At 58.6% G+C, this 12,433-nt stretch carries 6 protein-coding genes and 1 pseudogene (1 of these 7 running past the window's edge); 5 read left to right on the forward strand and 2 right to left on the reverse strand.

Translation table 11 applies throughout. The features are described from left to right. Positions 1 to 78 precede the first annotated feature (78 nt). A complete protein-coding gene (locus tag FVQ81_08085) occupies positions 79 to 2,781 on the forward strand; it encodes a response regulator (protein ID MBW7996508.1) in 2,703 nt (900 codons plus the stop codon). Here the strand turns inward: FVQ81_08085 and FVQ81_08090 are convergent. After that, positions 2,775 to 4,703, reverse strand: coding sequence for a tetratricopeptide repeat protein (locus FVQ81_08090; GenBank protein MBW7996509.1), 1,929 nt, complete (start codon positions 4,701 to 4,703; stop codon positions 2,775 to 2,777). The genes FVQ81_08085 and FVQ81_08090 overlap by 7 nt on opposite strands. Positions 4,704 to 4,755: 52 nt before the next feature. After that, positions 4,756 to 7,968: a tetratricopeptide repeat protein gene (locus FVQ81_08095; GenBank protein MBW7996510.1), complete on the reverse strand. Its 3,213-nt coding sequence runs from the start codon at positions 7,966 to 7,968 to the stop codon at positions 4,756 to 4,758. A 346-nt stretch (positions 7,969 to 8,314) separates the two neighbouring features. Between FVQ81_08095 and FVQ81_08100 the strand changes: the two genes are divergently transcribed. The 4 genes and pseudogenes from FVQ81_08100 to FVQ81_08115 all read left to right on the forward strand — a co-directional run. Continuing rightward, positions 8,315 to 10,159 carry a sensor histidine kinase gene (locus FVQ81_08100; GenBank protein MBW7996511.1) on the forward strand — a complete coding sequence of 615 codons (1,845 nt, stop codon included), beginning with the start codon at positions 8,315 to 8,317 and terminating at the stop codon, positions 10,157 to 10,159. Then, positions 10,137 to 10,769, forward strand: coding sequence for a response regulator transcription factor (locus tag FVQ81_08105; protein ID MBW7996512.1), 633 nt, complete (start codon positions 10,137 to 10,139; stop codon positions 10,767 to 10,769). The genes FVQ81_08100 and FVQ81_08105 overlap by 23 nt, the downstream gene beginning before the upstream one ends. 423 nt (positions 10,770 to 11,192) lie before the next feature. Beyond that, positions 11,193 to 11,603: a response regulator transcription factor gene (locus FVQ81_08110; protein ID MBW7996513.1), complete on the forward strand. Its 411-nt coding sequence runs from the start codon at positions 11,193 to 11,195 to the stop codon at positions 11,601 to 11,603. A gap of 196 nt (positions 11,604 to 11,799) precedes the next feature. After that, positions 11,800 to 12,433: pseudogene (locus FVQ81_08115) on the forward strand (hypothetical protein); it runs 23 nt beyond the window's last position.

Genomic DNA, 12,433 nt, shown 5'->3' on the forward strand with positions numbered 1-12,433 from the left:
AAATTATGAGTTGCCAGTAAATTTAAATAAAAGGTTGGAATCCGTTTGGAATTTTTCATCAAAGCCCGCGAGGAATAATTGAGCGTCAAGAAAAGGGCCGCTGACTCCGCGGATCTGAGCAGTTTGCGGGAAAAATGTGATGATCTCCGGAGCCTCTTACGGGAATCGCTCGATGCTACTATCAGACTGTCCCGGAACAACCATGCCATCCTCGCGCTGACAGGCATGCCGATCCTGTACCTGGATTCGGACCTGCGCATCAACGCCTACACCAGTAATTTTCTCCATCTCACAACGCGAGTCGCCGAATTCTCGCAGGGCAAAAAGCATCTCAGCGAATTCCTGACTCCGGACGGATTCGAGGAGGTCCAGGCTTATCTGGCCCGGCATCGGGCCCTGGAGACCCTGGATTATGACCGCGGCGGGAAATGGAGGATGGTTTACTCAGGGTTTGACACAGCCGATGAGATCGGCTCTTTCTGGCAGGTTGGCGGAAAATGCTCCGGGCAGTACTGGACCAGCGGGGAAAGAGACGGCAAACGAATCATCGTGCACACTCCCCACCCGGAGGACAACAATGACTGCTACCTGATGAGCCGTGAGGAGTACGGCGGCGCCCGGGAAGATATCCGGGTAAGATACAGGTTTCGCACACCCGATGATGCCGCGATGATCAGGGACTTGTCGCTGGTTATCAACGGCACCGCCGTTGATGAGCATTTCCTGTGCGACACCGTTGGTTACACCGTGCTGAGCGGATCGGTCGAGAATACGATCGGGGGTATTCAAAGCAGGGCCGCGTACATGACCACCGTCCGGGAGAGCCTGGACCCCGCAACCGACTACGAGGTGGATATGGAGCGCATCGGCGGGAGGCTTGTCCGGAGGCTGCGCAACCTGAGCACGGGAAAAAAAGCGGACGACCTTGTCGCCATCGATCCCAGGGCCGTGTTCGACGGGCCGGGCCACGTTGGGTTCACCACCTTTTCCGGCGCCATGGAAATCCACGGCATCGAAATATTTACCCGCCCGTCCCGTTTTTCCATCGACCAGTTCCGTCTCCAGTTCGATACCGAGGTGCAGATTGCCATCCCGGAGCTGAAAGAGAGATTGTTCAACCTCAAACTGGAACAGCGTGTTATTATTATCGATCAGATGATGTACATGCTGATGTTCGAGGATGTCACTGAACGCAAACGGGCGGAATCGGCCCTGCTGCAGAGCGAATCCCGCTACCGCACTCTGTTCGATACGTTGTCCCAGGGTATTATCAGCTTCGGCCCGGACGGACGGATAACTTCCTTCAATCCGGCCGCCTTGGAAATTCTCGGCCTGGATTCAGACCAGATGGAACAGGTTGACAACAGCGATGAAGGATGGAACACGATCCGCGAGAGCGGCAAACGCTTTCCAGCCGATCAATTTCCCGTGGCCGTGGCGCTTCGTACCGGAAAGCCTGTTTACGCAACGGTGATGGGCGTGTTCAATCCCCGCCAGCAAAAGTTCCGCTGGATCAAGGTCGACGCCGTGCCGCAATACGGAGCCGACGGCGAGGTGGCGGAGGTATTTTGCGGCTTCAATGACCTGACAGCCCAGAAAGAAGCCGAGGAGAACCGTCGCAAGCTCACTGAACAGCTGCACCAGTCCCAGAAGATGGAATTGGTCGGGAGGCTGGCCGGTGGCGTGGCCCATGATTTCAACAACCTGCTCACCGCGATAATCGGCAATGCCGACCTGGCCCTGACGACAATCGATCCGGAAGCCTCTGTCTACGAGGACCTCACCGAGATTAAAGCGACAGCCGACAGGGCCGCGGAACTCACACGCCAGTTACTCGCTTTTTCCAGTCGCCAGATTGTCAAGCTGAAAATCGTCAATATCAACGATGTGCTGGAAGATATCGACAAGCTGATGCGGCGTTTGATCGGTGAGCATATCGAACTGACAACTCTGCCCCAGGACGGTCTCTGGCCGGTCAAGATAGATCCGGGGCAATTGGAGCAAGTCCTCACAAATCTCGTTGTCAACGCCCAGGACGCGATGCCTGACGGGGGTAAGCTGACTTTAGAAACGGCAAACGTCACCCTGGACCGCGAATATACGGCAAACCACGCCGGCACAAAGCCCGGCGATTACGTTGTCCTGGCCGTGAGCGATACTGGCACCGGCATGGATGAGAGCACGCTGAAACATATTTTTGAACCGTTCTTCACGACCAAGGAACACGGCAAAGGTACCGGCCTCGGGCTGTCGACCAGTTACGGAATGGTCAAGCAGAACCGCGGTAATATCTGGGCCTACTCGGAAAAAGGCGTGGGCACGACGATCAAAGTTTACCTGCCCAGATCGATGGGCAAAAGCGCGGGCAGGGAGGCGGAGGGCGGAAGGGGAAAATCCCCTCGGGGCACGGAGACAATCCTGGTGGCCGAGGATGAGCCGTCGGTGCGCCAGGTTGTTGCGAGATCGTTGCGGAATACCGGCTATCACGTTCTGGAAGCAGAGGATGGCGTGGACGCGCTCGGAGTGGTTAAAGCTTACAGGGGTGAGATTCACCTGCTGGTTACCGATGTGGTGATGCCCAGAATGGGGGGGCACGACCTGAGCCGGAAACTGGAGGAACAGTATCCCGGGCTGAAAGTGCTCTATATCTCAGGCTACAGCGACAACTCGATCGTACACCACGGGATTCTGGATCAGGGAATCGAGTTTATCCAGAAGCCATTCCAGCCGTCTCAGCTGATAACCAAAATCCGCGAATTACTTGATGCTGATAATCAGTGACCGGCGGCCAGGGAATCGGCCATCCTGTAAGCACGGCGCGCCTGCTCGTTGCGGCCCAGCTCTTCCAGCAGACGGCCCATCAGACTGTAGGTGTCAACTGTCGGCTTGACCCTGTTGGCCACGGACACGAAATCCAGCGCCCGTTCGGGCTGCTGCCTGTCCCGCCAGTAAATCAGGGCCAGGCTCAGGCTGGCCCCATAAAGCTGTTCCACGTTTTCGGTAATTACCCGCTTGTAATGCTCCACCGCCTCATCGCTCCGCCCCGCCTTGAACAGGTCGGCCGCCAGCCGCCCCTCGATTTTACGCGCCTCGGCGTTGTCCGGCAGACGGTTTTTCAGCAGCTCGATCGCCTCCTCAACCCGGCCGCTGGCATACAGCACGCTTTCCAGGGCCAGAATTATTTCGGTCCGGTCGGGCCGGAAAGTCAATGTCCGGCGGTATAGCTCTTCGGCGTCGTCAAGCCTGTCCTGCTCCTGGTACATTTCGCCCAGGATGAGAATGCTGTTGAAATCGATCGGGTTCAGTTCCAGGCCACGTTCGTAGTTGCGCAGCGACGCCGCCAGGTTGTCCAGATTGCGGTAGCACCAGCCCAGGTTAAAATAGGCATAGGCATAGGTGATGTCGCACTCAACAGCCTTCAGCAGCACTTTTCTGGCCGAGGAGAAACGATGGGCCTGGTTCAGTCTGGCGCCCAGCAGGTTGTAATGGAACGCATCCTCGGGTCTCAGCGGTGACGGGAACTCGCCGAGCAGGCTGTCCACCTCGGCCAGGCTCTCCGCCTGGCCGAGCTCTTTGCCCAGCTCCTGAAATTCGTTGTAGCGGAAGAAGCGCTCGTGGTACAGGTAATAGTTCCAGGCCAGCCCCAACCCGATTGCCGCCAGGGCGATCTCCCTCCTGCGCGCCAGCGGGAGCCGCAGCTGGACCGGGCCGCTGCCGAAAGCGAAGACGGCGAACACGATCGATGGCGCGATCAGGTAGGTCCATTCCCCGCCGGTCAATAAATAGACCAGCGATGACAGGGCGAGGAAGCCGGCGGCCAGCGGTGGGCGGAAGAACAATACGCCGATCACGAACGGCGCCATGCTGATCGCCTCGGCCGGCCGGCCCGTGAGAGCGAAATGGACCAGCGCGAGTACCAGCAGGAAGCCGGTCAAGGCTACGTGCACTCCCCACTTGCGCCAGGAGCCCCTGCTGCTGTCGCTAGCGGCGGCCACGGTCCAGGGAGTCACCTGCGGCCCGTCCACCGCGATTCCCCAGACCAGCAGGGCTATCATCACGAAATGCCAGATTTCGTTGGGACTGAACGGCAGCCAGACCGCCAGGTTGCCCAGCTTGAAATGGGTCCACATGTGCAGGGGAAACAGCAGCAGGAGCGCCAGCGCCCACCAGCCGCGCGCCGCCCGGTGACGGATCAGCAGGAACACGGCCAGGAAGTCCACCGAGACGCTGATCCAGGCCACGATGCCCACGAACGGGGTTTCGACAAAGAACGGGTTTTTGACCGGGAAAACCCAGACCCACCACTGTGCCGCGGCCGCGGCCGCCTCGATTGCGTAAGCCACGCTGCCCATCAGGAACCCGGCCAGGCCGATCAGGCGGTACAGCCCGATTTTATCCTGGCCCCGCCGGCCCAGCACCCACTCGGCCGTACTCCAGCAGAGATAGAGCGCGAAAATCCAGCCGATACACTCCTGCATCGATGCGTTCCACAGCCGGATAGCCGGGCGCAGGAACAGGTAGGGCAGGGTGTCGCCGCTAAGAAACGTGGTGATAATCCAGTAGATCGTGTTGCCCCTCAGCAGTCCGAAACCGAAGCAGAGGCCGAAAAAGGCGATTGTCACGCCCCGGCCGCGGTAGCGCCACGAGTGCAGGAACATCATCACCAGCAGCAGGCTGCTCGGGATCATCAACAGCAGGTGCATCCCTCTCTCCTCGCTCCATTGTTACCGCCGGCCCTCCGGCGGACGGCATGCCCTAGTTGACGGGCTGATTGCGCCGGGATTCCAACCGGCGGGCCAGTTCGCGGTAGCGGGCTGCGTCCTCGTCCCGGCCCATTTTCTCGTAGGTCAGCGCCAGGTTGCTGTAGGCGGTTACCAGGCCGGTGTTAAGCTCAATCGCCCGCCGGTAGCAACCGGCAGCCCTCTCGTAATCTCCCCGGTTGGTGAGAATCACACCGAGATTGAGCCAGGCCAGCGGGTTGAACGGGTCCTTTTCCAGGCTCAGGCGGTAGAGCCGCTCCGCTTCGCCCACATCGCCGCGGCGGAGTTCCAGATTGCCGAGATTGAAAACGGCCGCCCCGTAGTCCGGGCTGACGCTGATCGCCCGCCGGAAGTAGTCCTCGGCGGAACTCATATCCGCGGCCCGGTAGCGGATCAGCCCCAGGTTCAACATCGCCTGCGGGCTGGCCGGGTTAATCTCCAGAACGGTGCGGAAATATCGTTCGGCCTGGGATTCCAGGCCCAGGCCGCTGGCGACCACACCGAGCTGAAACCAGCTTTGAGTGTGCTCGGGGATAATCCTGGTCACCTGGCTGTACCAGCGACGGGCCGATTCCAGATCGCCGATGGCGGAGTAATAATCTCCGAGCTGGTAGCGGACGATAAAGTCGTCGGGGTCCTGACGGGCCAGCGATATCAGCGAGTCAGCGTCGGGCGGCCGGGGGTCGGCGAAATGGCGGATATAGTCGTCTCCCGGGTTTTTGGCCAGCGCGCGGCGGTAGAGGTTGATCGCGGCGGTCGGTTCCTGGAAGACCCAGGCGGCGAACTTCCCCTCGTAGAAATCGATCCGCGGTTCGTACCAGTAGCCGATCCGCTCGGCCAGAGCGTCCAGGCTGTCGTCCGGGGCATCGCCACTGTTCCATACCGTGTAATCCGTGATCGGTTCCAGGTTATCTATCATCCAGCGGTAAGTTTCCATCGGCACGGTGGGCGCCATCGTGCGGCTGAACTCGATAACCGGGCGGCTGTCGGTGTTCAGCGGGGCGTCGGCCGTGAGCGCCTGCATCTTCTCAGGGCCCATCATGAACAGCGAGGCCAGCGAGAGCGGGTGGTCGAGGAACACCTCGCGAAGGTCGGCCTTCACTTTTGGCCGGGCCAGCAGGCTCCGCCAGCGGGGGTAGTCGATCACGGTCTGCCCGCTGGTGCCCAGCAGGATAACGTTGGCCGGGTTGCACCACCACAGGCTGGTCTGGGGGAACACGTCCACGAAACTGCGCAGCAGGCTCTTGAACTCGATCAGGGTCAACCCGTTGGTGGGCAGCCAGGCGCAGATAGTTCCGTCCGGCTTGAGCGCCCGGCGGCAGAGTTTGTAGAAATCGTGCGTGTACAGCATCGGACTCAGCTTGGGGTGAATCGCGTTGAAACTGATTATGTCGTACTCTTCCCGGCTGGTCAGGATCAGGTTGCGCCCGTCGTTGAAGACGATCTTCACGTCCGGGCTGTCGAGTACGCCGTGGTTTTCGGGCAGAAAATACGCCGCTGTCGAGGCTTCCTCGGGTACGAGTTCCACGCACTCTATCCGTTCAAGGTCGTAGCGGGTGGCCGTGTAGAGCGTACTGCCGAAGCCGAATCCCACCACCAGCACGCTCCGCGGGTCTTCGTGGAACAGAATCGGCAGGTGAGAGAGCAGTTTATGGATCACGATATCGTCGAAACCGGTGTAGGCCGTGCTCTCGCCGTTGATATTCAGCTCCCGGCTCCCGTCGATGTTACGCAGCACGGCCACGCTGGCCTCGGTGGTCTCGTTGACATAGATGATTTCCTTGCCCGCGTTGTGCAGACTGAACCGCACTATCGGCCCCAGCGAACCCGAAACCACCACCCAGACCATCACCGCCACCAGCGCTGCTGGTCCCGCCAGCGCGATCCGACGCTGCAGCGCATCCTTACCGGTTTCCAGGCGCACGGCCCAGAACGCCAGGCCGGAGTTGATCAGGGAGACAGCCACGATCGAGCCGCTGATGCCGAACAGGGGCAGCAGCAGGACGCCGGCGGCCAGCGAACCGAGAATTGTCCCGACCGTGTTGGCCGCGTAAAGGGTCCCGACTCCACGGCCCAGCATCTTGGGGCTGGAGATAAACAGCCGGTTGACCACCGGGAACGCGGCGCCCATCGCCAGTGTGGGCACTCCCAGCACCAGCAGGCAGAGCACGAACTTGACCAGCGTGACCTGGTTCCAGCTTGTGGCCCCCAGCCAGAGATTGAGCAGTTGGTAGATATCGTTGAGCCGGCCGATCAGCGGCAGGCTGGCCAGCCCCGCTACCGCCATCACCCATTGCAGCGTGCCGAAAACGAGGAACAGCCTGCGGAAGCGGTCGACCAGGGGAGTGACAATCAGCGAGCCGAGCGCGATCCCGGCCAGGAAACAGGTGAGGATGATCGTGAACGCGTGGACCGAAAGGCCGACGAAATAGATCAGCGCGCGGGTCCAGAGGACCTCGAACGCCAGCGCCGCGAACCCGCTGATTGCGAACATCAGCGGCACGACTCTCATCCTGCCCGCGGTGTACGGCCCGCCGGCGGGTTTCACGCTCACGGTTTCGACCGGGTCAGCGGGGGCCGTGCCGGCCAGGAGAACCGCCACCGCCAGCACCGCGGCGATCAGGTTGCCGCAGGCGGCGATCAGCACGCTGGTTGTTTCGCCGAAAAGCATGATCAGCCAGAAACCGGTGGCCAGCACGCCGGCCACCGCGCCGGCTGTGTTCAGTCCGTAGAGCGTCCCGATCCTGGCTCCCAGTTCACCGCTGGAGCGCACGAGGTAGCGGCCGATCACCGGCAGGGTGCCGCCCATCAGCGCGGTGGGCACCAGCATGATTGCCGCCGAAAGCAGGAAACGGACCAGGAACAGCAGAACGCCTTCGCCCAGTCCCATCCCGTGCAGACCCACGTAGACGCTGTCGAGCACAGGCAGAAGGCCCAGGCTGATCGCCGCTCCGCTGGCCGCGATCCCCAGCTCGATCAGGATGTAGGTCCTCAGCAGTTTCTCCGAACGGTCCGCCCACCGTCCGAACAGCCAGCTTCCCAGGGCCAGTCCGCCCATGAACACCGCCACGACCGTGCTGACCGCGTGCACGGTGTTGCCGAACACGAGCGTCAGCTTGCGCATCCACAGCACCTCGAACGCCAGGCCGCTGGCGCCGGAGAACAGGAAGCAGACGTAGAGCAGAAGATTGAATCGCTGACGGTTCATTTTCGAGTCCGGCGGGCGGGCCGCGCTGGTTGAAACAAATGCTTAAAACAGTATTCAGAAAGGGAGTTAACGGCTGGAAAGTAACAGAATCGGAGACAAATAACAAAATAATTTGCAGGTTCGCAAGCGGAGATTTATCTATGAACAGGGGTGCCGGCGGCGGATTTATTGTATTCCAATAGTGAATGCTTTAATATTCAGGTAGTCCGCTCATCCAATCCTGATAGAAATTGACAGAACAGGTGCAGGGTGAATAGAGCGGACAGGATTATCGCGTTCGGGTAATTCGACGCACTTTCCCCGGCGACTTGACCGGACGCCAATTTAACCGGGCGGCAGACCTGCTTTGGCTAATTTCCGCAGCAATCCAAAAGAAGATCCTGTAGAATCCAGTTCCACGGCCGTTAACCGGATCGATAATGGCGGCAGGGCTGAAGAGAGCAGCCAGGACGGCGTCAACCTCGTGGAACTGGCCAAGGATATCTACACGATCCGTTCCACGATCCACAACCCGGAACTGATCCTCAACGAGAAATGGCAGATAATCGGGTACTCGAACTCTTTCCTGCTGCTGACAGAAGGCGTTATCAATCTCGCCCAGCGCCGTGCCTCACTCAACGAATTCCTGACCGGCGAGGATTTCGAGAAGATCATGGAATACCAGCGGACAGTCGATCGCCTGGAACACCTGCCCTACGATCAGGGACGGGGGTGGGAAGTTCGCTACGAGGGCCCGGAGAGCAGCGACCGGATCGGCGAAACCTGGCTGTGTTCAGCCGGGGAAGACGAGAACCTCTGGGATATCGCGGTCAAAAGAGGACGGAGGCGTCTGCGCCACCGCGCGAGGCTGGCCGACCTTCGCGACTGTTATGCAATGTACCACCAGGGTTTCGGCAGCGCTGAAGAGGATATCCGGCTCGAGTTCACGGCCAGGACCTCGCGCCGTAAAAAGCATATTATGGATGTTTCGGCGATTATTTCCGGTTCTCCCGGGCGTGTCTCGAATTTTCCGGATATTTCGGGATACACGATCTGCACCGGCTCATACTCGAACAGGGTGAGCAGGATGCAGCGGGCGGGTGTGGATATCGTCTCCAGGCCGGAGCCGCTCAGGCCCCGAACCGATTACAACATCCGGATCGAGCGGACGGGAGGCAGGCTGACACGCTGGATGACGGACCTGTCGAGTAAGACGGAAAGCGAACCGCTGATGATGATCGATCCGCATGCGGTGTACGACGTCAACAATTGCGTCGGGTTCACGACCTATTCCGGGGACCTGGATATATATGATATCAAAGTGTTTACGCGTAAGAGTATGTTCAGCCTGGAACAGTTCAAGCTGACGTTCGACCTGGACGTCCACCTGCGCGATCCCGGACTCGCCGGTCGTGTGTTCAAGATCAAGATCGGCCGCGACGTGCGGGCCAATAAATCCCTGACCCGGCTGATGTTCGAGGATATAACCGAGCGGATGAGGATCGAGAACGAGTTGAAACAGAGCCGACAGCAGCTTCGCGAACTGGCCCTTCACCTGCAAATGATCCGCGAGCAGGAGCGCAGGGTGATCGCACGGGAAATCCACGACGAACTGGGCCAGGCCCTGACCGCGCTCCAGCTCGACCTCTACGGCCTGAAAAAGCGCTTTCCCGGCGAACGGGATGACCTCAAGGAAAAGGCGGACTCGATGTTGCGCCTGATCGATGTCACCAACCGCTCGGTCCAGCGGATCTCGACCCATCTTCGTCCGGCCCTGCTCGATGACCTCGGACTCACGGCGGCTATCGAGTGGCAGATCGAGGAATTTTCCGGCAGGACAGGAATTACCTGCGAACTCAATCTGGAGGCGGAGGACAGTTCGCTGGACGAAGAACTGTCCACGGCCATCTTCCGCATATTGCAGGAAACACTGACCAATATCACCCGGCACGCAGAGGCTACGAAAGCGTGGGTCAGTCTGGTGCGCGAGGACGGGACCCTGATACTGGAGGTGCGCGACAACGGGAAAGGCATTACCCGCGGCCAGGTGGAGCACGCCAGGTCTTTCGGGGTGATCGGGATGCGCGAACGGCTTTATCCCTGGGGCGGCGAAGTGGATATCTGCGGTGAGAAAAATAAAGGTACGATGGTTAAAGTACGTATCAAGCTGCCGGAGGAAAACAAGTGCGATGATCAGGATTCTGATAGCTGACGACCACCCGATTGTCCGCAAGGGACTGCGGGAAATTCTGACCGAAACCAAGGACGTATTCGATGTGCACGAGGCGGAAAACGGCCCGGATGTGCTCGACCGTCTCGATGGCGGTAAATACGACGTGCTGGTGCTTGATATATCGATGCCGGGGCTGAGCGGGCTCGATGTTCTCAAGCAGGTCAAGAAACGAAATAAATCTATCCCCGTCCTCATCCTGAGCCGTCACCCGGAGCAGCAGTACGCAGTCCGCTCTATCCGCGCCGGTGCCGATGGTTACCTGACAAAGGAAAGCGCACCGCAGGAATTGTCGAACGCGATACAAAAAGTCGCGCGCGGAGGGAAGTATGTCAGCTCGTCAATGGCCGACCAGCTGGTCGATTATCTTAAAGATGACAGCAGCAAACGGCCCCACGAAAAACTCTCGGACAGGGAATTCCAGGTCATGCAGATGATCGCCACGGGAAAGACCGTGGGCGAGATCGCCGGTGAAATGTCATTAAGTGTAAATACTATAAGCACATACAGGATGCGTGTCCTTGAAAAAATGAATCTGGAAAATAACGCGCAGATAATGTACTACGCCATGAAAGAGGGCCTGATCAACTGAATTCTTCATCGCCGCAACAGGCAAATCCACGTCCCCGCCGTCCATGTAGTGAAAAAGGCTACAAGCATATCGGACAACCTACCCGCTCAAAATAGTATTTACACGATATATTTTTTCCGAACAATGTGTTACATCATAAAATGAGCGTACCGGTTTACCATAAACCGGAATCGCGGTATTCTACCGTTCAATGGGGGGGTTGGCACATAAGACAAACATCGTGAGCCTCATATAACTTGTTCTTACCACTGAGCTTACCGAGCAGTAATACTCCGTTTTCCGTTCGAAGGATCTGACCGGTGCAGTGTGTTGCAAAGCGAGGGCCATGGCAGGCCGCCGTTTTGAGCGTGTTATTTATGTGTGTTATTATCGATCCGGCAGAATTATAATCAGTTGCGACGGATAACTTCCGGGCGGGCACCGATGAAAGTTCTAATTGCCGATGATTCTGAAATCATGTGCGAGCACTTGACCGATGCTCTCACCGGTTATTCGGACATCGAAATCGTTGGCCGGGCCGGGGACGGCAGGCAGGCGGTCGAGTCGATCAGAAAGCTCGAGCCAGATGTCGTGATCCTCGATATCAGGATGCAGAACGGCAACGGGATAGAAGTACTGGAGCAGGTTAAGAAAGACAAGCTCCCTCCGGTGGTCATCATGTTCACCAACTATCCGTTTCCACAGTACAGGAAGAAATGCGCCGAGGCAGGCGCGGATTTCTTCTTCGACAAATCGAGTGAATCTCATAAGGTAATTGAAACACTGGAAACTCTTGCAGGAAAATTTAAGCGGCCGGGCGGCAAAGAAACCGGCGCGAAGAAACTTACTGAATAGCTGTTCCGTTTCCGGGTATCGATTCATGCCGTGGGGGAATGGATGCCGGATGGCATGACGCGCAAAGGGAGCGGAAAAGGAAGGAGCCGGCAACAGAAAGGGGGCCTCGGAAGTCGAAGGAGAATTATTTGCGTCAAGGATGATCGGCAATAATTCAACACCGGAAAAATCCTGATTCAAAACGGAAAGGAGGGACATGGAGCAACCGGAAGACCTTGTTTGTCAGGTTCAACCTCTTCACACTTTTGGAGGGTGTATGTCCATTAATAGTAAGGTTTACAGCTTGCGAGCTGCAGTTCTCGGGCTGATGTTGGCGGTGCTGGCCGCCGGCCCTGCTTTCGCCCAGGGATTGAATACGGCGAAAGTCGAGGGTGTTGTCCGGGACACCGACACCGGCCAGCCTCTGGCGGGTGTGCAGATCGTGGTAGAGGGCACGCGGCTCGGCAACGTCACTAACCGTGATGGTTACTACTTTATCTTGAATGTCTCCCCCGGACAGCAGAGCATCACTTTCAGCTATACCGGTTACCAGAAGACAACTGTGTCCAACCAGTTGCTGCTGGCCGGCCAGACCATGACCGTGGATTGCAATCTGAGTTCAACGGTGATCCAGCTGGAAGGTATCGTGATCGAGGGAGAGAGCGAAATCCTGCTGCCGCGTGACAATACCGCGACAAAGCAGCGTATCACCGCCGAGAAACTGGCCGAGGCTCCCGTAACCAGGCTTGAGGACCTGATGGTGCTCGAGGCGGGTGTACAGATCGGCGGCGAGGGCGGTAAGGCCCGCGGTCTTCGCATCCGCGGCGGCCGTCTGGGTGAAGAGGCGATGG

This window comes from Candidatus Glassbacteria bacterium (genome assembly GCA_019456185.1).
GTDB lineage: Bacteria > Gemmatimonadota > Glassbacteria > GWA2-58-10 > GWA2-58-10 > JAJRTS01.